The sequence below is a fragment of the Agreia sp. Leaf283 genome (assembly GCF_001422485.1).
GTDB lineage: Bacteria > Actinomycetota > Actinomycetes > Actinomycetales > Microbacteriaceae > Agreia.
On the sequence record NZ_LMNF01000002.1, the window covers coordinates 303,447 to 326,194 of the forward strand.

19 protein-coding genes are annotated in these 22,748 nt (G+C 67.0%); 5 read left to right on the plus strand and 14 right to left on the minus strand.

Features of this window, described 5'->3' with window-relative positions:
- Nucleotides 1-33: 33 nt before the first annotated feature.
- Nucleotides 34-579, plus strand: a complete 546-nt coding sequence (locus ASF51_RS10375) for a dihydrofolate reductase family protein (RefSeq protein ID WP_055928939.1) — start codon at nt 34-36, stop codon at nt 577-579.
- Here ASF51_RS10375 and dxs read toward each other — a convergent pair.
- The 5 genes from dxs to dut form a co-directional block, all read right to left on the minus strand.
- Complete coding sequence (gene dxs / locus ASF51_RS10380) at nt 576-2,513, minus strand: 1-deoxy-D-xylulose-5-phosphate synthase (RefSeq protein WP_055928943.1); 1,938 nt, start codon at nt 2,511-2,513, stop codon at nt 576-578. The two genes, ASF51_RS10375 and dxs, sit on opposite strands and share 4 nt — an antisense overlap.
- Before the next feature lie 136 nt (nt 2,514-2,649).
- The gene (locus ASF51_RS10385; RefSeq protein WP_055928945.1) at nt 2,650-5,469 is read right to left on the minus strand and encodes an aconitate hydratase; all 2,820 of its coding nucleotides are present in this window, start codon (nt 5,467-5,469) and stop codon (nt 2,650-2,652) included.
- A 166-nt stretch (nt 5,470-5,635) separates the two neighbouring features.
- On the minus strand, nt 5,636-6,361 hold the full coding sequence (locus ASF51_RS10390) for a DUF3159 domain-containing protein (RefSeq protein WP_055928949.1): 726 nt from the start codon (nt 6,359-6,361) through the stop codon (nt 5,636-5,638).
- Complete coding sequence (locus ASF51_RS10395; protein ID WP_055928952.1) at nt 6,361-7,029, minus strand: DUF3710 domain-containing protein; 669 nt, start codon at nt 7,027-7,029, stop codon at nt 6,361-6,363. Before ASF51_RS10395 ends, ASF51_RS10390 begins: the two co-directional genes overlap by 1 nt.
- Nucleotides 7,026-7,514, minus strand: coding sequence for a dUTP diphosphatase (gene dut / locus ASF51_RS10400; RefSeq protein ID WP_200926122.1), 489 nt, complete (start codon nt 7,512-7,514; stop codon nt 7,026-7,028). Before dut ends, ASF51_RS10395 begins: the two co-directional genes overlap by 4 nt.
- A gap of 40 nt (nt 7,515-7,554) precedes the next feature.
- On the opposite strand from dut, the gene ASF51_RS10405 reads away from it, so the two are divergent.
- Nucleotides 7,555-7,986 carry a DUF3093 domain-containing protein gene (locus ASF51_RS10405; RefSeq protein ID WP_055928958.1) on the plus strand — a complete coding sequence of 144 codons (432 nt, stop codon included), beginning with the start codon at nt 7,555-7,557 and terminating at the stop codon, nt 7,984-7,986.
- Between the two features lie 32 nt (nt 7,987-8,018).
- On the opposite strand, the gene ASF51_RS10410 is transcribed toward ASF51_RS10405, so the two are convergent.
- Entirely contained in the window at nt 8,019-8,312 is a 294-nt protein-coding gene (locus ASF51_RS10410) for a DUF4193 domain-containing protein (RefSeq protein WP_055928962.1), read from the minus strand.
- 161 nt (nt 8,313-8,473) lie between these two features.
- On the opposite strand from ASF51_RS10410, the gene sepH reads away from it, so the two are divergent.
- The gene (gene sepH, locus ASF51_RS10415) at nt 8,474-9,634 is read left to right on the plus strand and encodes a septation protein SepH (RefSeq protein WP_235497210.1); all 1,161 of its coding nucleotides are present in this window, start codon (nt 8,474-8,476) and stop codon (nt 9,632-9,634) included.
- 20 nt (nt 9,635-9,654) lie between these two features.
- Here sepH and ASF51_RS10420 read toward each other — a convergent pair whose 3' ends face one another.
- Complete coding sequence (locus tag ASF51_RS10420; RefSeq protein ID WP_055928968.1) at nt 9,655-10,800, minus strand: alkaline phosphatase family protein; 1,146 nt, start codon at nt 10,798-10,800, stop codon at nt 9,655-9,657.
- A gap of 114 nt (nt 10,801-10,914) precedes the next feature.
- Here ASF51_RS10420 and ASF51_RS10425 point away from each other — a divergent pair, with 114 nt between their 5' ends.
- On the plus strand, nt 10,915-13,407 hold the full coding sequence (locus ASF51_RS10425) for a DNA topoisomerase (ATP-hydrolyzing) subunit A (RefSeq protein WP_055928970.1): 2,493 nt from the start codon (nt 10,915-10,917) through the stop codon (nt 13,405-13,407).
- Nucleotides 13,408-13,474: 67 nt separating this feature from the next.
- Here ASF51_RS10425 and ASF51_RS10430 read toward each other — a convergent pair whose 3' ends face one another.
- A complete protein-coding gene (locus ASF51_RS10430; RefSeq protein ID WP_055928973.1) occupies nt 13,475-13,702 on the minus strand; it encodes a hypothetical protein in 228 nt (75 codons plus the stop codon).
- Between the two features lie 206 nt (nt 13,703-13,908).
- Here ASF51_RS10430 and ASF51_RS10435 point away from each other — a divergent pair, with 206 nt between their 5' ends.
- Nucleotides 13,909-15,993 carry a type IIA DNA topoisomerase subunit B gene (locus ASF51_RS10435; protein ID WP_055928974.1) on the plus strand — a complete coding sequence of 695 codons (2,085 nt, stop codon included), beginning with the start codon at nt 13,909-13,911 and terminating at the stop codon, nt 15,991-15,993.
- 42 nt (nt 15,994-16,035) lie between these two features.
- On the opposite strand, the gene alr is transcribed toward ASF51_RS10435, so the two are convergent.
- The 6 genes from alr to ASF51_RS10465 form a co-directional block, all read right to left on the minus strand.
- Nucleotides 16,036-17,109 carry an alanine racemase gene (gene alr, locus ASF51_RS10440; RefSeq protein ID WP_055928977.1) on the minus strand — a complete coding sequence of 358 codons (1,074 nt, stop codon included), beginning with the start codon at nt 17,107-17,109 and terminating at the stop codon, nt 16,036-16,038.
- Nucleotides 17,106-17,858 carry an alanine racemase C-terminal domain-containing protein gene (locus ASF51_RS10445; protein ID WP_055928981.1) on the minus strand — a complete coding sequence of 251 codons (753 nt, stop codon included), beginning with the start codon at nt 17,856-17,858 and terminating at the stop codon, nt 17,106-17,108. Before ASF51_RS10445 ends, alr begins: the two co-directional genes overlap by 4 nt.
- Nucleotides 17,859-17,860: 2 nt before the next feature.
- Nucleotides 17,861-18,610, minus strand: a complete 750-nt coding sequence (locus ASF51_RS10450; RefSeq protein WP_055928984.1) for a type 1 glutamine amidotransferase — start codon at nt 18,608-18,610, stop codon at nt 17,861-17,863.
- Nucleotides 18,607-19,887, minus strand: a complete 1,281-nt coding sequence (locus ASF51_RS10455) for a MurT ligase domain-containing protein (protein WP_055928987.1) — start codon at nt 19,885-19,887, stop codon at nt 18,607-18,609. Before ASF51_RS10455 ends, ASF51_RS10450 begins: the two co-directional genes overlap by 4 nt.
- Before the next feature lie 7 nt (nt 19,888-19,894).
- On the minus strand, nt 19,895-21,229 hold the full coding sequence (locus ASF51_RS10460; RefSeq protein WP_055928990.1) for an RNA polymerase sigma factor: 1,335 nt from the start codon (nt 21,227-21,229) through the stop codon (nt 19,895-19,897).
- Nucleotides 21,230-21,429: 200 nt separating this feature from the next.
- Entirely contained in the window at nt 21,430-22,746 is a 1,317-nt protein-coding gene (locus ASF51_RS10465; protein ID WP_055930726.1) for a nitrate/nitrite transporter, read from the minus strand.
- Nucleotides 22,747-22,748 lie beyond the last annotated feature (2 nt).

Genomic DNA, 22,748 nt, shown 5'->3' on the forward strand with positions numbered 1-22,748 from the left:
AGCGCTGTCGGGGGCTCGTCCTAGTCTGATGGAATGACCATCCAGTACTACGTGGCGAGCTCCCTCGACGGTTTCATCGCCGACTCCGACAACCGCATCGACTGGCTCCTGCGCTTCGGCACGGCCGACTTCGACGAGGGCTACCAGCGGTTTCTGGCCGGCGTCGGCGCGATCGTCATGGGTTCGCGCACCTACGAGTTCATGCTCTCCGAAGGCATGAGCGAGTGGCCCTATTCCGTGCCCACCGTGGTGCTCACGCGTCGCGACCTTCCCGTCGCCGTCGCGGGTGCCGACATCCGGTTTCTGAGCGGCGACATCGATGCCGTCGCGGCCGAGCTGGCCGCCCTGTCAGGCGACCGTGCCGTCTGGGTCGTGGGCGGCGGAGACGTCGCGGCCCAGTTCGCCGAGGCGGGCCTGCTGAGCATGGTCATCGTCACGATGATGCCGGTCGTGCTCGGCTCCGGCGTTCGACTGCTTCCCGTCGTCGATCAACTCGAGCTCGAGCTGGTCTCGTCTGTTGCGCTGCCTCAGGGCGCCGTCGAGCTCACCTATGCCGTCGAGGGGTCTCGCGACGCCTAGCGGGTGATCCGGCGCTCGTCCTCGTTCTCGCCCTCGAGCGGGCGGGCGATCGGAATCTTGCTGCCCAGAACCTGCGCCACGACATCGCGCGCGATGTGCTGGGGGGTCAGTCCCACGCGCTCCAGAATCTGCGCGCGCTCCGCGTGGTCGAGGAACTCGTCGGGCAGGCCCAGCTCGGTCACCGCGGTGTCGATGCCGGCCTCGCGCAGGTCCTGCCGGATGCGTGTGCCGACGCCGCCGACACGGATGCCGTCTTCTATCGAGATCACGATGCGGTGTTCCGCGGCGAGGTCGAGCACGCTGCGCGGAACGGGAACCACCCAGCGAGGGTCGATCACGGTCGAGCCGATGCCCTGTGCCGCCAGCCGCTCGGCCACCTCGAGGCCGGTCGTCGCCATCGGTCCCACGGTCACGATCAGAACATCCTTGCGCTCGTGCTCGACCAGCACGTCGACGCCGTCGTCGAGACGACGCACGGCGGCGATCTCCTCGCCCACGCTTCCCTTGGGGAAACGCACGACCGTCGGCCCGTCGGAGACGGCGACGGCCTCGCCCAGCTCCTCTCGGAGCCGCTCCGCGTCGCGAGGAGCGCTCAGGCGGATGTTGGGCACGACCTGCAGGATGGCGAGGTCCCACATGCCGTGGTGGCTCGGCCCGTCGGGCCCTGTGACACCGGCCCTGTCGAGAACGAAGGTCACGCCGGCACGGTGCAGCGCGACATCCATGAGCACCTGGTCGAATGCCCGGTTGATGAATGTCGCGTAGACGGCGACCACGGGGTGCAGACCGCCGAAGGCCAGGCCCGCGGCCGAGGTGACGGCGTGCTGCTCGGCGATGCCCACGTCGAAGACGCGCGACGGGAACCTCTCGGCGAGCTTGTGCAGGCCGGTCGGGCGCAGCATGGCGGCGGTGATGCCGACGATGGTCGGATCCTTCTCGGCCAGGGCCACGATCTCATCGCTGAAGACACCGGTCCACGACGGAGCACTCGGGCCTCCGAGCGCCTCACCGGTCTCGGGATCGATCTGCCCCACGGCGTGGAACTGGTCGGCGATGTCGCTCAGGGCGGGCTCGTAGCCGCGACCCTTCTCGGTGATCGCGTGCACGATCACCGGCTGCGCGTAGCGCTTGGCCTGGAGAAGGGCCTCCTCCATCGCCTGGAGGTCGTGCCCGTGGATCGGGCCGATGTACTTGATGTCGAGGTTGGAGTACAGGGCCTCGTTGTTCGAGAACCGGCTGAGGAAGCCGTGCGTGCCGCCGCGGATGCCGCGGTAGATGGCCCGGCCAGGTCCGCCGAAGCGGTCGAAGAGCTGCCGCGACGACTGGTGGAGGTTGCGGTATTTGGTGTTCGTGCGCACCGAGTTCAGGTAGCGCGCCATGCCGCCGATGGTGGGCGCATAGGAGCGGCCGTTGTCGTTCACGACGATGACGAGCTTGCGGGTGTTGTCGTCGCTGATGTTGTTCAGCGCCTCCCAGGTCATGCCGCCCGTCAGTGCCCCGTCGCCGACGACGGCGATCACGTGCCGGTCGTTCTGCCCGGTCATCTCGAAGGCGCGCGAGATTCCGTCGGCCCACGAGAGCGAGCTCGAGGCGTGCGAGCTCTCGACCACGTCGTGCACGCTCTCCGAACGCTGTGGGTAGCCGGCGAGCCCGCCCTGCTGGCGAAGACGTGAGAAGTCCTGACGCCCCGTCAGGAGCTTGTGAACGTACGACTGGTGCCCGGTATCGAAGACGATCGCGTCGCGGGGTGAGTCGAACACGCGATGGATGGCCAGGGTCGTCTCGACGACACCGAGGTTCGGTCCGAGGTGTCCCCCGGTCTTCGATACCTCGGCGACCAGGAACTGGCGGATCTCGGCCGCGAGCTCGACGAGTTGCTCCTGGGTGAGAGCGTCGAGGTCCCGGGGACCCGAGATGTTCTCCAGCAGGCTCATGCAGACGGCCTTTCCATTCGGTGCAGGGCCGGTCGACCCCTCATCCGAGTCTATGACGGATCGCTTCGACCGCCCTCGGGAACGACGGAGCGCCCCCGGGATGCTATGCGGCATCCATCGGGGGCGCTCCTTCGGATCAGGCTACGAGGCTGCGCAGCACGTACTGCAGGATGCCGCCATTGCGGTAGTAGTCCGCCTCGCCGGGGGTGTCGATGCGCACGACGGCGTCGAATTCGACCGTCTGCTTTCCTTCGGGCGACTGGTCGCTGGGGGAAGCGGTCACCCGGACGGTGCGCGGCGTGACGCCCTCGTTGAGCTGCTCGATACCCGCGATGCTCACGATCTCCGTGCCGTCGAGGCCGAGCGACGCCCAGGACTCGCCCGCGGGGAACTGCAGCGGCACAACTCCCATGCCGATGAGGTTCGACCGGTGGATGCGCTCGAAGCTCTCCGTGATCACGGCCTTGACTCCGAGGAGGCTCGTGCCCTTCGCCGCCCAGTCGCGCGACGATCCGGAGCCGTACTCCTTGCCGCCGAAGATCACGAGGGGCGTCGAGGCCGCCGCGTAGTTCTGGGCTGCGTCGTAGATGAACGACTGCGGTCCGTCGGGCTGCGTGAAGTCGCGGGTGTAGCCGCCCTCCACGCCGTCGAGGAGCTGGTTCTTGAGCCGGATGTTCGCGAAGGTTCCGCGGATCATGACCTCGTGGTTTCCTCGGCGCGATCCGTAGGAGTTGTAGTCCTTGCGGCCGACACCGTGCTCGTCGAGGTAGCGGCCGGCGGGGCTGTCGCCCTTGATGGAGCCGGCGGGGCTGATGTGGTCGGTGGTCACGGAGTCGCCGAGCTTGGCCAGCACGCGGGCACCGACGATGTCGGTGACCGGGGTCGTCTCCATGGTCATGCCGTCGAAGTACGGGGGCTTGCGCACGTACGTCGACTCGGAGTCCCACTCGAACGTCGCGCCCTCGGGGGTGGGAAGCGAGCGCCAGCGCTCGTCGCCGTCGAAGACGCCGGCGTACTCGTGCTGGAACATGTCGGTGTCGATCGACGAGTCGATGGTCGACTGCACCTCGGCCGCATCGGGCCAGATGTCCTTCAGGAACACGTCGTTGCCGTCGGTGTCCGTGCCGAGGGCATCCGTCTCGAAGTCGAAGTTCATCGACCCGGCGAGTGCGTACGCGATGACCAGCGGCGGGGACGCCAGGTAGTTCATTTTGACGTCGGGGTTGATGCGTCCTTCGAAGTTGCGGTTTCCGGAGAGGACCGCCGTGACGGCGAGGTCGTTGTCCTGCACCGCGGAGGAGATCTCGTCGAGCAGGGGGCCGGAGTTCCCGATGCACGTCGTGCAGCCGTAGCCGACGGTGTAGAAGCCGAGGTCTTCGAGGTAGCTCGTGAGGCCGGCCTTCGCGTAGTAGTCGGTGACGACCTTCGACCCGGGAGCGAGCGTGGTCTTGACCCACGGCTTCGCCTTGAGGCCCTTCTGGCTGGCGTTGCGCGCCAGGAGGCCCGCCGCGAGCATGACCGACGGGTTCGACGTGTTGGTGCACGACGTGATGGCCGCGATGGCGACCGCTCCGTGGTCGAGGGTGAAGTTCGTGCCGTCTCCGAGTGACACCGAGGTGGGCTTGGATGCCGTCTTGGGCGCGTGGCTGGCATGCGAGTGGCTGTGCGCATGTGCCGGTTCCGCATCCTCAGGAGAGAGCTCTCCCGGGTCGGAGGCCGGGAAGGATCCCGTGCCGATGAGGTCGACGATGTCGTGCTCGACGCGGGCGTAGTCGTTGAGGTCGTGCTCGAACTGGCTCTTCGACTCGCTGAGCTCGATGCGGTCCTGCGGGCGCTTGGGGCCGGCGATCGAGGGCACCACGGTGGCAAGGTCGAGTTCGAGGTACTCGCTGAAGACCGGCTCGACACTCGGGTCGTGCCACAGGGTCTGGAGCTTGGAGTAGGCCTCGACGAGCTTGACCTGCTCCTCGCTGCGGCCTGTAAGGCGCAGGTAGTCGAGGGTCACGTCATCGATGGGGAACATGGCCGCGGTGGAACCGAACTCCGGGCTCATGTTGCCGATCGTCGCCCTGTTGGCGAGGGGCACCTCGGCGACTCCGGCGCCGTAGAACTCGACGAACTTGCCGACGACTCCGTGCTTGCGCAGCATCTGCGTGATGGTGAGCACCACGTCGGTCGCGGTCACGCCCATGGGAATCGCGCCCGAGAGCTTGAAGCCGACGACCTTGGGGATGAGCATCGACACGGGCTGTCCGAGCATCGCGGCCTCGGCCTCGATACCGCCCACGCCCCAGCCGAGCACCCCGAGGCCGTTGACCATCGTGGTGTGCGAGTCGGTGCCGACGCAGGTGTCGGGGTAGGCGCGCAGCACTCCGTCGACCTCGCGCGTCATCGTGACGCGCGCCAGGTACTCGATGTTGACCTGGTGCACGATGCCCGTTCCGGGCGGCACGACCTTGAAGTCGTCGAAGGCCGTCTGGCCCCAGCGCAGGAACTGGTAGCGCTCACCGTTGCGCTCGTACTCGAGCTCGACGTTGCGCTCCAGTGCGTCGTCGGAGCCGAACAGATCGGCGATCACCGAGTGGTCGATGACCATCTCGGCCGGGGCGAGGGGATTGATCTTCGTCGGATCGCCGCCGAGGCTGCCCACCGCCTCGCGCATGGTGGCGAGGTCGACGATGCAGGGAACGCCGGTGAAGTCCTGCATCACGACGCGGGCAGGCGTGAACTGGATCTCCGTGTCGGGCTCCGACGTGGGAACCCAGTTGCCCAGGGCGTTGATGTGCTCCGCCGTGATGTTTCCGCCATCCTCGGTGCGGAGGAGGTTCTCGAGAAGAACCTTCAGGCTGAACGGGAGCTTCTCGTATCCCGGAACCTTGTCGATGCGGTAGACCTCGTACGAGTCATCCCCCACCTTCAGTTGATCTTTCGATCCAAAGCTGTTGACTTTCGACACGTCGCCTTCTCCTTCGCAGTCCTGAAGTCAATCTTTGCCCCGGAGAACGTGTGAGGGCTAGCAAGGCTTGCCTAACCGCGTCGGCGGGGTCGGGCTCCGTGGAGAGTCCGCAATGTATCTTGACGTCAAGATAAATGGTAGCACCTGGGAGCGCCGCCGACGGCGATCAGTCGCGGGTGTCCACCGACGCCTTGCTGTGTCCGAAGGCCGTTCGTACCAGGAGCCAGGTCACCCACAGCATCGCCGCATAGAGAGGAACGCCGAGAATCAGCTTGACGGAGCCGAGAGCCGCCGCATTGCCCGCCAGATACAGGGGCCCCTCCACGCCGAGACGCAGCGCGAACAGCCCGACCCAGCACCAGGTCGCCACGAGGACGACGCGGAACTTCGCCCGATCGGAGCGCCACCCGGTGGTGTCGCCTGTGAGAAGCCCCACGATCACGCCGATCAGGGGCCACCGGGCGATGATCGACACGAGCAGAACGACGAGGCTGACCGCATTGATGATGAGGCCCGGCAGGAAGTTGTCCTCCGCCCGGCCGGTGAACAGTGCGAGAGCTGCCGACACGGCCACGCCCAGAAGGCCGGTGACCGCCGGCATCACCGGACTCCGCGTGATGGCCCGCACGACGATGAACACGACCGCCACGATGACGGGGGCGACGACGCTGGGGGTCAGGTCGCCCGTGATCGTGTAGATGACGAGGAAAGCGAGCCCGGGCAGCAGCGATTCGATCAGCCCGCGCACCCCGCCGATGGCGCGCAGCAACGACGCGGCCGTCGGGGTCTCCCCCGGCGTGACCTGTCCGATGCCGGCCCGCCTGGCTGCGTCGGCGAAAGTCTGCGACAGGCTGGGGGCCGGAGCGCGGTCGTCGGACTGCGGCTCGGACATCAGGCGCTCGTGGTGGGCGGGGCCGTCGCCGCCGTCTTCGGCATGCTCAGGGGAATGAGGTCGCGCGGAGGCATCGGCTGAGATCCACGAACCACCACGACGCTGCGGAAGAGTTCTTCGATCGCGAGTTCGGCGGCGGGGTTGGTCAACGCGTCGCCCGCGATGACACCGCGAAGGAACCACCGGGGTCCGTCGACACCGACGAAGCGGGCCAGGCGTGACGATGACGCGTCGGCCGTCGCGCCGGCGGCGACGGGCACCTCGCCCACCAGTTCGGGTCCGAACGTACCCTCGCGCGCGGTGCTCGTGCCGCCCTGCTTGATGATCTGGTCCTCGATCTGAGCCCGGATCTCGTGCCACAGTCCGGTCGACCGGGGTGCGGCGAACGCCTGTACCTGCAGCGTCGAACCGGCGTAGTCGAGCCCGACGGCCACGACCCGATTCGTTCCCTCTTCGACCTCGAGTCTGAGGTGGAGACCCTCGCGGGGAAGGATCTTGAGTCCGCCGAGGTCGACATACGGCCTGGCGGGGTTGGCCTCGTCCGCGTCGAACGGGCCCTCTTCTGCGCGATTCTCCGGCGCCGACTTGGAATCGAGAGGCTGCTCGTCCTCGAGGTCATCGATCGCCGAGTCGACTCCGTCGGCGTTCGGCTTTTGCAGATCGCTCATGCGTTCTCTCCTTGTAGTTCGGGTGTGACAGGCCCGCCTGCTGCGAGAGGTGACGAGTAGCCGGTCGAACCGAAGCCTCCCGCTCCCCTGTCGCTGCCGGGAAGGGTGTCGACGGGAATGAATACGGCCCGCGTGACGGGCATGACGATGAGCTGGGCGATACGATCCCCGACGCCGATATCGTACGGCACGGTGCTGTCGGTATTCAGAAGGGCCACCTTGATCTCGCCCCGGTATCCGGCGTCGACCGTGCCCGGGGAATTGACGATCGTGATGCCGTGCTTCGCGGCGAGCCCGCTGCGGGGAACCACGAATGCAGCGAAGCCGTCGGGCAGGGCGATACTCACGCCGGTGCCGACGAGTCGTCGTTCGCCCGGGGCGAGGGTGAGGGCCTCGGTCGATGTGAGATCGGCGCCCGCGTCACCGGGGTGCGAATACTCGGGAACGTCGGCGGCCTGGATGAGTACTTCGACTGACTGGGTCACGAAGTCGAGGGTAGTGCAGTTTGTCTGGTCGAATAGGAGCATGTCTTCGTATCGTGAGCGGCTCTGGCCCTCAATCTGGATCTACCTCGCCACCGCACTCGTCATCCCGGCCAGCATCCTCGTGCTCGCTCCGGTCAACATCGTCGCGGGAGTCGTCGCGGCCGCCGTGCTCTTCGGAGGACTCTCAGGAATCTTCGTCGTGCTCGCCCCCGTCATCGAGGTGAAGGACGGCACGTTCACGGCGGGCAAGGCGCGCATCCCCGTCGGCCTGCTCGGCACCCCGGCCATCTTCAGGGGTGATGCCGCCACGCTCCAGCGCGGTCAGCGATTGGATGCGCGGGCGTGGCTCTGCCTGCGCGGCTGGGTCGATCCGGTCGTAAAAATACCCCTCGAGGATCCGGACGACCCGACGCCGTACTGGCTCGTGTCGTCCCGGAATCCCGAGGGGTTGAAGGCCGCCCTGTCTGCCTAGCAGGCGGCGGCCATGCGTGGTGCGCGCTGTCGTCAGGCGGCGCACTCCACGCAGATGGGGCCGAGTTTCTCTTCGTGATCGATCTGCGAACGGTGCTTCACGAGGAAGCAGTTGACGCAGGTGAACTCGTCGGCCTGCGGAGGCAGGACGACGACATCGAGGTCGAGATCGGAAAGGTCGGCTCCAGGCAGCTCGAAGCCACCGGGGTTGTCGGCGTCGTCAACATCTACGACACCAGACATCTTGTCTGGAACGCGCTCTTTGAGCGCTTCAATCGACTCCGAATCGTCGTCGTTCTTGCGCGGAGCGTCGTAATCAGTTGCCATGCCCATCCACTTCTGAGGAGATTGATAAAACCAAATCGGCGGCGTTAGTTTGCACGAAAGCCACCGGAATAGCAATTCGGATTCTTGCCCGTCCTGCTCATCGACGCCATCAACTCGCGGCACGCCCATTACATTCCCCGTATTCGGGTCAGGGTCGTGGCATGGTCGTAGCAACAGTGACCGCTGGAGGCCCCTTCACCATGCAGGAATTGACAGTAATCGGCGTCGAAGACGGCGCCCTCCTCGTTGCATCCGATGCCGGCGAGCGTTATCGCATCGCCATCGACGACGTGCTTCAGAGCCGAATCAGGCAGACCCTGACGCCCTCGTCGAGCGGCAAGCGCATCTCACCGCGCGAAATCCAGGGCCACATCAGGTCCGGACTGTCCGCCGAAGAGGTGAGCCGACTCACAGGCGCCGACCTCGACTATGTCGAGAGGTTCGAGGGCCCGGTCCTCGCAGAACGCGCCTACGTCGTCAATTCCGCGCTCAAGGTGGCCGTGCAGGTCGACTCCGCGCTCGATCCTCTCGGCGAGGAGCCGACGTCCACCTTCGGTGAGGCCATCCAGGAGCGTCTCGAAGGCCTGGGAGCATCGGATGAACGGTGGGCCAGCTGGAAGGACGAGTCCGGATGGATCGTCAAGCTGTCGTTCACCGCGAACGAGATCGACCACGACGCCCGCTGGCAGTACGACCCGAAGCGCCACGCCCTGACGCCGCTCAACACAGAGGCCGTCACGCTGTCGCAGAACGGCGAGATCACCGAGGGACTCATCCCCCGGCTGCGCGTCGTCGCGCCCCGCGTCGAGGCAGAGGCTCCGATCGACGCTCCGCCCGCCACCGTGACCAATGACACGGCTCCCAACCCCGAGGTGATTCCCTACGGGCGCAGCTCGGCGTCCGGCGAGTCCTCGGCCGCCGCGACGAGCGCGGCCATCTCCCGTGCGGAGGAGCGGCCGGCAGAGAACCTCAACCAGACGGCCGACCTGCTCGAGGCGCTCCGGCGACGCAGAGGCGAGCGCGAGGCCGCCGTGTTCGTCGACGACTTCGACGACAGCGCATCCGCTTCACGGGGGTCGTCGCCGACCGATCGCGATGAGGAGAAGAAGCCGCAGCAGAACGAAGGCCGACCCACCCTCACCTCGTCGATCTGGGCCTCGGCCGCTCGAACCGACTCCACGCTCGAGGGGCTCGACACGCCTGAGTCCGACACGCCGCCTCCGACGGCCTCGCAGCCGAAGCCTCCTCGTCGCAGTCGCGCGGCGATGCCGAGCTGGGACGAGATCGTGTTCGGAGCGCGAACAGACGACGACCTCGCCTGACCGGCGGGCCGAGTGCTGGCTCAGCGCTCGAATCCACCGAGTCTCAGCAGGGGCACGATCAGCTCATCGGAGTTCCATGATCCGTGCTGGCCGACCATGCGGCGTGCCGAGTCGTTGAGCTTTCGGCCGTCGTAGTAGGCGATGTTCTTCGACGCGGCGACGATGATATCGCCGATGCGCGGACGGACCTCGTCGTCGACCTCGCCGAACCAGCCGGCCTCGATCGCTTCGTCTCGGGTGAGCACCCACGCGCGGTCGCCCTCGGTCGCGCGCCACGCATCCAGAACCGCCTGACGCGCGTCGGTCGGCAAGGTGCGATCGAGATGCAGCTGGAGACACCGTGGCTCGCCGGCGACATGGGTGACCCCGCGCATCTGGGTCTTGTCGTCGCCGAAGAGCACGTGGGAGGTCGAGGGCACGTCGATCACACCGTGGTCGGCCGTGAGCAGCACTCCCTCCCCCGCGCGCAGCGTGCGCACGAAGGACTGAACGGCCGAGTCGAGCTCCTCGAGAAGGTGCGTCCAGCGATCCGACTGCCACCCCTCGGCGTGGGCCGTCATGTCGAGCTCGGGAACATAGACGTAGGAGATGGAGGGTCCGGGTGCGTCGAGAATCGAGCGGGCCGCGTCGAACCGGTCGGCGATCGAGTCGCCCGGAACGTAGCGGGCCCCGCGCAGCACGGCGTGAGTGAAGCCCGACGATTCATACCGCCGTGGACCGATCGCCACCGCGTCGATCGACGACTCCGCGGCCCTCTCGAACACCGTGGTCCCCCTCTGCCACACAGACGGCTCCATGTCAGGGCCCCACCCGGTGAGCTGGTTGGCGACCTTGTCCGTGGCCGGCACGAGGGCGGAGTATCCGACGAGCCCGTGCTCACCGGGAGATGCACCGGTGGTGAGTGACGCGAGTGACGCAGCGGTGGTCGTGGGGAACCCGCTGACGATCGTGGCCTTCTTTGTGAATCGCGACGAGAGGAAGCGGGCGTGACCGGTGCGCTGGCGCAGGGCGGATGCCCCGAGGCCGTCGACCAGGACGACCACCGCCTTCGACACGGCCGGGAGGCCCAGGCGATTCTCTTCGCCGCGGACCGCCGCGAGGCAACTGGGCAACACGTCTGACAGACGGGGCTCGTCGGATCGGGTCGCCGGTAGCATGGGGGGCATCGGGCCAAGTCTGGCACAGGTGACTGCCGCACGAGTCGTCCCGATCACGACCCGAACGTCCTCCGATGTCTCATCGGTGCGCCGCCTTTCTCTTGACGAAAGCCCCATTCAGGAATGACCCCACAGACACCGGACGCCTCGCCCGAGACCCCCGAGAAGATCCTCGACGTCGACGTCTCCACCGAGATGCAGGACTCCTTCCTCGAGTACGCGTACTCGGTCATCTACTCGCGCGCGCTGCCCGACGCCCGCGACGGACTCAAGCCCGTGCAGCGCCGCATCCTCTATCAGATGAGCGACATGGGGCTCCGGCCGGATCGCGGCCACGTGAAGAGCGCCCGGGTCGTGGGCGAGGTCATGGGAAAGCTGCACCCCCACGGCGACACCGCCATCTACGACGCCCTCGTTCGCATGGCGCAGTCGTGGACTCTCCGCGTTCCCCTGATCGACGGGCACGGCAACTTCGGCTCTCCCGACGACGGCCCTGCAGCGCCTCGCTATACAGAGGCGCGGCTTGCGGCCGCGGCGCTCGCCATGACCGATGGTCTCGACGAAGACGTCGTGGACTTCGTGCCGAACTACGACAATCAGCTGACTCAGCCCGATGTGCTTCCCGCCGCTTTCCCAAATCTGCTCGTCAACGGTGCCGCGGGCATCGCCGTGGGCATGGCGACGAACATGGCGCCGCACAACCTGGTGGAGGTCGTCGCGGGGGCGCGATACCTGATCGAGAATCCCGACGCATCCATCGACGACCTGATGTCGTTCATCCCGGGCCCCGACCTTCCCGGCGGAGGAACCATCGTGGGCCTCGCCGGCATCCGTGACGCCTACACGACCGGGCGTGGAAGCTTCAAGACCCGGGCTCGCGTGAGCATCGAGAACCTCACGGCGCGCAAGGTGGGGCTTGTGGTCACGGAGCTGCCCTACCTCGTGGGCACCGAGAAAGTGATCTCGAAGATCAAAGACGGCGTCACCAGCAAGAAGCTGGCCGGCATCTCCGACGTCACCGACCTGACCGACCGCACCCACGGCCTGCGCCTGGTCATCGGCATCAAGACCGGGTTCAGCCCCGACGCCGTGCTCGAGCAGCTCTACCGGTACACCCCTCTCGAGGAGTCGTTCAACATCAACAACGTCGCCCTCGTGAAGGGCGAGCCGCAGACCCTGGGGCTGCGTGACCTGCTGCAGGTCTACATCGATCACCGCATCGACGTGATCACCCGGCGCACCCGGTTCCGCCTCGCCCGTCGCACCGAGCGCCTGCACCTCGTCGAGGGTCTGCTCATCGCGATCCTCGACATCGACGAGGTCATCCAGGTCATCCGCGCGAGTGATGACACCGAGGCGGCCCGCGTGCGGCTGATCGACGTGTTCGAACTGAGCGTGCTCCAGGCCGACTACATCCTCGAGCTGCGCCTGCGGCGACTCACCAAGTTCTCACGCATCGAGCTCGAGGCCGAGCGCGACTCGCTGCGCCGTGAGATCGAACAGCTCACGGAGCTCCTCGGCTCCCCCGCGCTCATCCGCCGGGCCGTGTCGACGGAACTCGACGCCGTCGCAGAGGCGCTCGGCACCCCCCGTCGCACCGTGCTCACCGAGGCGCGGCCGGGAGACGCCCCGGCCTCGCGCCGGGCGCAGCCCGTCGTTCTCGAGCTCGCCGACACCGCCTGTGTGATCGTGCTCAGCACCACCGGCAGGGCCATCCGCATCGACTATCCCGATGGTGTGGATGCCGCACCGCTTCCGGGCGCCGCGGCCCGCCGAGCGCGTCACGACGCCGTGCTGTCGCTCGTGACCACGACGACGCGCAGCGAGGTGGGCGCCATGACCACCCTCGGCCGGCTCATCCGGATGCCCGTGCTCGACCTGCCGGTCGTGCCCGTCAACTCCGTGCAACTGGCGGCCGGTGTGCGGATCGCGGAGTACCTCGGCCTCGACACCAAGAAGGAACGCATCGTGGGCCTGGTGTCGCTCGACTCGGCTCTGCCCATCGCCCTGGGCACGATCAGCGGTGTCGTGAAGCGCCTGATCCCCCAGGACTACGCCAACAAGCCCGACTTCGAGATCATCGCCCTCAAGCCGGGCGACCAGCTCGTGGGCGTCGCGCAGCCCGAGGAGGAGAGTGAATTCGTCTTCGTCGCCTCCGATGCGCAGTTGCTGCGGTTCTCGGTGAACTCCGTGCGACCGCAGGGCCGTACCGCGGGCGGAATGGCCGGAATCAAGCTCGGCGCCGGCGCGCGCTGCATCTTCTTCGGTGCTGTCTCGCCAAGTGACGACGCGACCGTGGCCACCATCGCCGGCAGCACGTCGGTGCTGCCGGGCACGGATGCGGGCAGCGGCAAGGTCTCGGACTTCTCGGAGTTCCCCGCCAAGGGACGGGCCACGGGCGGCGTGCGCGCGCAGCGGTTCCTGAAGGGCGAGGACATCATGCTGCACGCCTGGGTGGGACCGAAGCCGGCTCTCGCCGTGGGAACCGACGGAACGGTGCGGCAGCTGCCCGACGGCGGATCCCGACGCGACGCCTCCGGACTTCCGCTCGAGGCCATCGTCGGCTCGATCGGCTCCTCGATCGCATCGAGGATGCCGCAGGGTCCACAGACATAGAGAGAGGCCGTTCCCCATCGGGGAACGGCCTCTCTTCGTCGTCAGGGGGGTGTCGCCCTGTCGAGTACTACTTCTCGAGCAGACGCGCCGACTCGTCGAGCCAGCTCTTCGCGAGCGGCGAAAGCTTGTCGTGGAACTTCTTGCCGTGGTGCGAGCAGAAGAAGAGCTCGCTGCCCGACTCCATCTCGACTCGGACGTACGCCTGGGCGCCGCAGCTGTCGCAGCGATCGGCGCCGGTCAGCTGGTAGGTGGTCTCTTCGGTGATGATGCCGTTCTCCGTTGCTGTTGTGTGCATGTGATGCTCCTCACGCCTCGCTGGTCGACAACCGGTCTAGTCATCAAATCACGTGGATGTTTCGCGGGTGCGTCTTTCGCTCGTGTTTCGCTCTGCGCGTATGTCGGATCGGCGCATTCGTGTCGATGGGCGGGCGCACCCTCTCGGGTAACTACAGTTGAGCGTTGGGCCCGATCCGTAGGCCTGACGCTTACTTGGGAGAACACGTGGCATCGGCCGACTATTCCGCACGGCACCTGTCGGTACTCGAGGGACTCGAGGCTGTCCGCAAACGTCCGGGCATGTACATCGGATCGACCGACTCGCGCGGACTCATGCACTGCGTGTGGGAGATCATCGACAACTCGGTCGATGAGGCGCTCGGCGGCCACGGTTCCGAGATCGAGATCCAGCTGCACGCCGACTCCAGTGTCGAGGTCCGGGACCGGGCTCGAGGCATCCCCGTCGACATCGAACCGAAGACCGGGCTGTCGGGTGTCGAGGTCGTCTTCACCAAGCTTCACGCCGGCGGAAAGTTCGGTTCCGGGTCGTATGCGGCATCCGGTGGTCTGCACGGCGTGGGAGCCTCTGTCGTCAACGCCCTGTCGGAGCGCCTCGACGTCGAGGTCGACCGCGACGGCAAGACCTACGCCATGTCGTTCCACCGCGGCGAGCCGGGCGTCTTCGACGACTCCGGTTCCGCACCGACACCGGATGCGCCGTTCACGCCGTTCGAGAACGGCAGCGAACTCCGGGTGGTCGGCAAGGTCAAGCGGGGCGTGACCGGCACCCGCATCCGGTACTGGGCCGACAGGCAGATCTTCAGCACCACGGCACGCTTTCAGACGGAGGAGCTCTTCGACCGGGCCCGCCAGACCGCATTCCTCGTTCCCGGTCTCTCGATCGGCATCACCGACGAGCGGGGAGAGGAGACTCGTCGCGACGCGTTTCGTTTCGACGGGGGCATCGCGGAGTTCGTCGAGCACCTCGCGACCGATTCCGGTGTCACGGAGACGTGGCGTCTGCAGGGAACGGGGTCGTTCACCGAGACCGTGCCCGTGCTCTCTCCGCAGGGCGCCATGGTTCCCACCGAGCTCAGCAGGGAGTGCGAGGTCGACCTGGCGCTGCGCTGGGGAACGGGCTATGAGACCACTTTTCGGAGCTTCGTGAACATCATCTCGACCCCGAAGGGCGGCACCCACCAGGCCGGCTTCGAGGCGGGCCTGCTCAAGTTCCTGCGCCAGACCGTCGAGGCGAACGCCCGACGGCTGAAGGCGGGCAACGACAAGCTCGAGAAAGACGACGTGCTCGCGGGACTCACGGCGGTGCTCACGGTGCGCCTTCCCGAACCGCAGTTCGAGGGCCAGACCAAGGAGATCCTCGGAACACCGGCCGTGCGCAACATCGTCTCGCAGGTCGTGACGAAGGGCCTCAAGGAGAGGTTCGAGTCGACGAAGCGCGACGACAAGGCGCAGACCGCCCTGGTGCTCGACAAGGTCGTCGCCGAGATGAAGTCCCGCATCTCCGCGCGGGCGCACAAAGAGACCCAGCGCCGCAAGAACGCTCTCGAATCGTCGTCGCTTCCTGCCAAGCTGGTCGACTGCCGCTCCAACGACGTCGCCCTGAGCGAGCTGATGATCGTCGAGGGAGACTCGGCACTCGGAACGGCGAAGCTCGCCCGCAACAGCGAGTTCCAGGCCCTCCTGCCCATCCGGGGCAAGATCCTCAACGTGCAGAAAGCCTCCGTCGCCGACATGCTCGGCAACGCGGAGTGCGCGTCGATCATCCAGGTCATCGGCGCCGGCTCCGGCCGGTCGTTCGACCTGTCGACCGCGCGCTACGGCAAGATCATCCTGATGAGCGACGCCGACGTCGACGGCGCGCACATCCGCACGCTGCTCCTCACGCTGTTCTTCCGCTACATGAGGCCTCTCGTCGAAGACGGCCGGGTCTACGCCGCCGTGCCCCCGCTGCATCGGGTCGTCGTCATGAATCCGGGCACGAAGCCCAACGAGACCATCTACACCTACTCCGAGGCGGAGCTGCACACGCTGCTCACGCAGCTCGACAAGGCCAAGAAGCGCTATCAGGATCCGATCCAGCGCTACAAAGGCCTCGGCGAGATGGATGCCGACCAGCTGGCGACGACGACGATGGACAAACGGCATCGCACGCTGCGTCGGGTCGGCGTCAGCGACGCCGAGAGGGCGGAGCGCACCTTCGACCTGCTGATGGGCGACGACGTCGCCCCTCGCAAGGAGTTCATCATCGCCGGATCCGAAGGAATGTCCCGAGAGCGCATCGACACCTGATGACGTGCCCGGTCAGCCGGGCGCAGTGCCGGGTGCGGCGCGTCAGACGATGCGACGGGGAATGCTCGGGCTGAGCCGCACCACGAGCTCCTCGGACATCGTCGAGGTGGCGTCTCCCCACTGCTGCAGGGTCGGCTCCCCCGCGCTGCCATCTCCCCAGAGCGTTACGACATCTCCGACCGACACGTCCGTGTCGCCGTCGAGGCCGATCCACGCACGGTCGACCTCGAGTGGCGAGATCAGGGGCCGGCGTCGACCGTGGATCGCCACGTCGATGCGGCCGGGGGCGAACGTCGAGATGCCGTCGGCGTAACCGAGGTCGATCGACGCCCGGCGGCGGCCATCCGGAGCACTCTCGACTGTGGTGACGCGGGCGCGCAGGGTCATCGCCTGACGCAGGCCCATGTCCTCCGCGCTCGGCCCGTCACCGGGCGGCAGGCCGTAGACGAAGGCACCGAGGCGCACGAGGTCGAAGCGCGCGTCGGAACGCGCGTACGCGGCTGCACTGGCCGCCAGATGACGAACGGGCGCCCGCACTCCGAGCCCGCGTGCCGCATCGACCGCCGCCTCGAAGCGACGGATCGACTGCGTGTCCTCGTCGTCGCTGGCTTCGGCTATGTGGGTCCAGATGGCGACGATCTCGACGACACCTCGCTGCTCGAGCTCCCGCGCTCGCTCCACCAGCCGGGGCCAGTCCTCGGCCGTGGCGCCATTGCGGTGCAGGCCCGTATCGATCTTGAGGTGGATGCGCGCCGCGGCCGCGTCGGTCGATGCGGCGGCGGTCTCGAGCTGCGGCACCGTGGAGATACCCAGATCGATGCCCGCCGCGATCGCGGGCGCGAGGTCCTCCTCCGGGTCGATCAGCCAGGCGAAGATCCGTGTGGGCGGAGTGATTCCGCCCCGTCGAAGCGTGAGGGCCGTGGGCACATCGAGGGCGCCGATCCACGTGACGCCGGCCTGGACCGACGTCGTGGCGACGTCGAGGAGTCCGTGCCCGTAGGCGTCGTTCTTGACGACGACCATGACCTCCGCCGGTGCGACCCTCGCCGACAGCATGTCGATGTTGTGACGCAGCGCGTCGAGATCGACGACGATCTCTCTGGTGACATCGGTCATCGATAGCTCCGTACGATCCTGTCGCCGAGCGAGGCCGTGACCTCGGCGCCGGTCTTGCCGAGGGCGCCCGCCCAGGCGACGGGCGACGGGTAGCCGTGCTGCTCGTCGCCGAAGAGCACCACCTCGTCGCCGGGTGACACGGGCGAGTCGTCGACGTCGAGCATAAAGACATCCATGGCCACGCGTCCTGCGATGGGGTGGGTGCTGCCGGCGAACCAGGCGCGTCCTCCGTCGCAGGCGTGTCGGTCTATGCCGTCGCTGTAGCCGAGGCACACCATTGCCAGCGTGGTCGCGCGGGGGGTGCGATAGACGTAGCCGTACGACACGCCCTCGCCCGCGCCGACCGTCTTGACCGACAGAACGCGGGCCGAGAGGGTGAGAGCCGGAAGCAGCCCGCGGGCTCGAGGATCCCTGAGTTCGGCGGAGTCGAGACCGAACAGCTGCGGCCCGAGGAGTGTCGTCGAGTCGGGCACGAGCCGCGACCGGAGGATCGACGGCGTCGAGAGGGCGAGTGCGTCGACGGCCTGCGCGTCGGTCTCGTTCGAGACGAGGAACGCGTCCAGCTGCAGGTCATCGAGCGCAGTGGCCACGGCGGCTGCACCGTGTCCATAGGCGTCGCCCCGCAGATCGGCCACGACCCGCCCGGAGGACGGCTGGTCGAGCAGGAGGCGCGTGTTGCTGCGCACCGTCTCGAGGCTGATGACAGCTCTGCGAGGCGGTGCCGGATGCAACTCGTGGGGCCCGGACATCACTAGATCGTGGTGAAGACGCTCTTGACGTTCGCCACGATCACTTCACGGGACTTCGCCGCAAGCCGATCCAGTTCGGCGTGGGCGGCGGATGGCGCGTACGCCTCGTCTCGGCGCTCGAGGGCCGCTCGGATGACGGCATCGCTGAGCGAGGGGTTGAGCGGAAGGATCGGACCCTTCGTCTGCGTGGCCACGGATGCGCCGGCGAGCACACCCTCCCGGCCGTTGCCGTTGCCCCCGCCCGAGGTGACGGCCCCGAGCGGCACGGCGCCGGTCTCGAGGTTCCACTCCGACGCGTTGTCTTCGAACCCGACGACGGTGCCCTGCGCCGTCTCCACGACGATGTAGCCCACCTGCCGGGGAACTCCCCTGCGGGCGGAGAAGGGGAAGATGCCCACCCCTTCGAGAACCGTGCCGTCGGCGAGCGTGATACCCGTGCCGAGCAGTTCGGCGCCGGCGCCCACGGCGAAGAACGGAACGCCGTCGTCAGCGAGAGAGCGCAGGGCCACCGCGTTGTCGAGGAGGTCGTCATGCACCGTGCGCACGGCCGAGACCGGCCCGTTGCCGATGACGACGATGTCCGGGTCTTTCGACAGGCGCTTGCCCACGGTGTGCTGCACGACGTCGACGCGGTGACCGGCTCSCTCGAGCCGTGTCTTGAGGGCGGTCACGTTGCCCCGCTCGCCGCTCGCCTCGAGTTCGTCGGGGTACAGCTCGAGAATCGAGACAGAGATTCCGGATGACGAGCTCAAAATGAGACCTCCATGTCGCCGTAGCCGATGATCTTTCGCGCGAGCATCATCTGCTCGTAGTTGACCACCCAGGTCTTGTGACCCGTCTGGGGTGCGGGCAGCGCACGCATCAACTCGATCGCCTTCTTGAGATCGGGCTCGATCGTGCCCACGGGGATTCCCTCGTGCTCGAGACGCAACGCGAACTGCCAGGCCTTCGCCCCGGTCAGTACATCGACGTGGTCGAGCTGGGCGAAGTCGATGTCGTAGAGCCAGGATACGTCGGGGGTTCCTTCGTCGATGGCGACCATCACCTGTTCCGGCGCTGCGGGAAGCGCGTCGAGGTTGAGCTGAAGGCTCGCGGCGTTCTTGAACATCACGAACTCGACCTTCTCGTCACCGAAGTCGAGCAGTTCACCGCGACCGTAGGCGGGCGTCATGGCCGAGAACGCGGCCGATGCCTTCGCGAGGTCGAAGTCGGCGCCCAGCACCTTCGCCGCGGTGGCGAGGGCCGCTGCGGCGTCGACTCCGTAATGCAGGCCCTTGGCGGGCAGAGCGACCTCGGCGAGGGTGCCATCGACGCGGATGCGTGCACCCGTGCTGTCCCAGGATTCGAGCTCGGCGAGTGCATCGAGTGTCGCGCCGGACGCCTTCTCCCGATGGTTCGCCGCGTTGAAGAGCCCGTGCGCCGAGCTCGCCACCAGCTTCGGGGATGCCCCGAAGTAGGTGACGTCGGGAACCCGAGCGCCCTTGGCCTCGAGGATCTCACCGATCTTCGAGAGGTAGGCGTCGTCTCGATTGCTGATCACGTGCGAGGTGGCGACGGCAGCGGTGTCGAGCATCATGTCGGCCACGACCTCGGTCTCGAAGAACCGGTACAACTGGTCGACCTGCACGTTGAGCATCAGGATCGTCGACGGCAGCAGCGTCTTCGAGAGCTCGAGCGCGAATGCTTCGTCGACCTCGAGGATGCCGATGTCGGCCTTGAGCTTTCCCGTCACGCCGACCTCGGAGAGCAGGGCCGACGAGATGCCCTGGGGCAGGTTCGCACCGGACGGGTTGGTGAAGACCGTCAGGCCGTGGGCCCTGAGGACCTCGGTGAGCATATGGGTCGTCGTCGATTTTCCGTTGGAGCCGAGAACGAACACGATGCCGTATTCGAACTGCGCGACGACATTCTTGATGAACCCCGGCGCCATCTTGTTGACGACGTATCCGGGCAGCGCCGACCCTCCGCCGCGCGCCCGGGTGACAGCCCGGACGGCGCGACCGACGAGGACGGGCGCGATATAACGCATCCGCGGCCTACTCGAGGTAGTCGCGCAGTGACTGCGACCGCGACGGGTGGCGGAGCTTCGCCATCGTCTTCGACTCGATCTGGCGGATGCGCTCACGGGTGACGCCGAAGGTGTCACCGATCTGGTCGAGCGTCTTGGGCATCCCGTCGCCCAGACCGAAGCGCATGCGGATCACTCCGGCCTCGCGCTCGGAGAGCGAGTCGAGAAGCGACTCGAGCTGCTTCTGCAGCATCGTGAAGCCCACGGCGTCGGCAGGAACGACGGCCTCGGTGTCTTCGATGAGGTCACCGAACTCGCTGTCGCCGTCTTCGCCCAGCGGGGTGTGCAGGGAGATCGGCTCGCGGCCGTACTTCTGAACCTCGACGACCTTCTCGGGCGTCATGTCGAGCTCGCGCGACAGTTCCTCGGGCGTCGGTTCGCGACCGAGATCCTGAAGCATCTGGCGCTGAACGCGGGCGAGCTTGTTGATGACCTCGACCATGTGCACCGGTATGCGGATGGTGCGGGCCTGGTCGGCCATCGCGCGGGTGATCGCCTGGCGGATCCACCATGTGGCGTAGGTGGAGAACTTGAAGCCCTTCGTGTAGTCGAACTTCTCGACGGCACGGATAAGGCCCAGGTTTCCTTCCTGGATCAGGTCGAGGAACTGCATTCCACGGCCCGTGTAGCGCTTGGCGAGGCTCACGACGAGTCGCAGGTTGGCGCCGAGCAGGTGGCTCTTGGCCCGGGCGCCGTCGCGGGCGACCCACTGCAGCTCGCGGCCGTAGGCCGACTTCTTCTCGGCCTCGCTCATCGTCGACATGGTGTCTTCGGCGAAGAGACCGGCCTCGATGCGCATCGCCAGTTCGACCTCTTCGGCCGCGTTCAGGAGCGCGACCTTTCCGATCTGCTTCAGGTAGTCCTTGACAGGGTCGGCGGTGGCACCGGTGATGGCCGTCGAGTAGACCGGCACATCGCTGTCGTCGTCGGCGTCGGAGATGACGAGGGCGCCGGCGGGCAGAACGATCTCGGCAGCAGCCTTGGGGGCGCTGTCGTCGGACTCGTCGTCGGTCGTGGTCTCGTCTTCGTCGACGACGACCTCGACGACCACGGCACCATCGGCATCGTCGTCATCGGATCCGGGGCCGTCTGCTTCTGCGGCGGCCTTTGCCTTCTTGGCGGCGGCAGCGGTCTTCGCCGCGGCAGCCTTGGTGGGCGCCTTCGCGGCGGCGGTCTTGCCGGCGGGCGCCTTTGCAGCGGCAGCAGCCTTCGCGGCTGCGGCCTTCGTCACGGGCTTGGCCGCGACAGCGGCAGGCTCGTCTGCGGCGGGTTCGAGTGTTGTGGTTGATTTGCGGGTGGCCATACGATCACCTTTCACGCCGGTCTCACCGGGTGGATTCGACTTCGCGAGTCGATGCCAATTGGAGGCTGGAGTTGTTTTCTGACATTACTAAGACCCATGTCAAGTGCGGGTTTTTCGTTGCGCCCGGTTGACCGGACACCCTGCACAAGAACGGGTCTCGATTCTCAATTATTGCACGGAATGAAGACGAGGCCTGCCGACTAGCGGCGTCGACGTGACCACTTCCCTGCAAGTGCAACCCACAAGGGGGCCACGGATATTCCCTCGTCCTCCTGGAGTCGCCGTCTCGTGTGGCGACGAGCACGGAGCAGGAAGTACACACCGGTGCCGACCACGAGATACTGCACCGCGAACGCCAGCCTGAAGGCATCCATCGAGTAGAGGGTGGTGCTGAGGCCCGAGTCGAACTGCACATCGAGGATGAGCCCGATGAGGAACAGCATGACGAAGCTCGCCATGAACCCGCCCACGTTCACGACCCCGTTGGCCGAGCCGAGCGATCGAGCCGGATTGAACGAGCGTGCGAAGTCGAATCCGATGAGCGAGCCCGGCCCTCCGATTCCCAGGGTGATGGTGAGGACCGCGATCAGCCAGATCGGCGGAATGCCCGGCCAGAGGAGAACGGCTGCCCAGACGAGCCCGAGAGACGCGGTGATGCCGAGCACGAGGTTCGATCGCCGAAGGGGGAACCGGGCGCTCAGGATGCCGAGGATCGGGCCGGCGATCATGCCCGACACCACGATGACGACGAGAAACGCCGCGGCCGCGGGACGGTCGAGTCCCACTGCCGAGACCAGGAATGGGAAGCCCCAGAAGATGGTGAACACCGTTCCCGAGGACTGGCTGACGAAATGCGACCAGAACCCCAATTGCGTTCCGGGCCTGCGCAAGGTGGGCGCCAGCATCCGGATCGCCTCGCCCATGCTGGCGACGCGCCCGTCGCCGGGCGCTCCCGGCGGGCGGTTCTTGAGGAAGGCGGCCGAGAGCACGAGGGCGCAGAACGACGCCGCCGCCGCAACCGAGAAGGCGGGCGTCCACCCGAATCCGTGCAGGATCCAGGCGAAGGGCAGCGCCGAGAGCACCTGCCCGAGTTGGCCGATGTTGCCGACCCATTGGCTCAACTGGGGAACGATCCGGCCCGAGAACCAGGAGTTGACGAGCCGCATCACGGAGATGAACACGGCGGCGTCGCCGGCGCCCACGAAGATGCGGCCCAGCACGGCCGTGGGGATGTCGGGCGCGATCGACAGCACGAGCTGTCCGACGACCATGAAGGCGCAGCCGACGGTGATCAGCCACTTCGGCCCCACGCGGTCGATGAGGATGCCGACCGGGATCTGAAGACCGGCGTAGACGATGAGCTGCACGACGGCGAGCGTCGAGAGCAGCGCGGCCGACGAATCGAATCTCTCCGCCGCGTCGACTCCGGCGACGCCGAGCGTCGTGCGCTGCATGACCGAGATCATGTAGGCGAAGACGCCGACACCGAAGACAAGCCAGGCGCGTCGAGAATTCACGT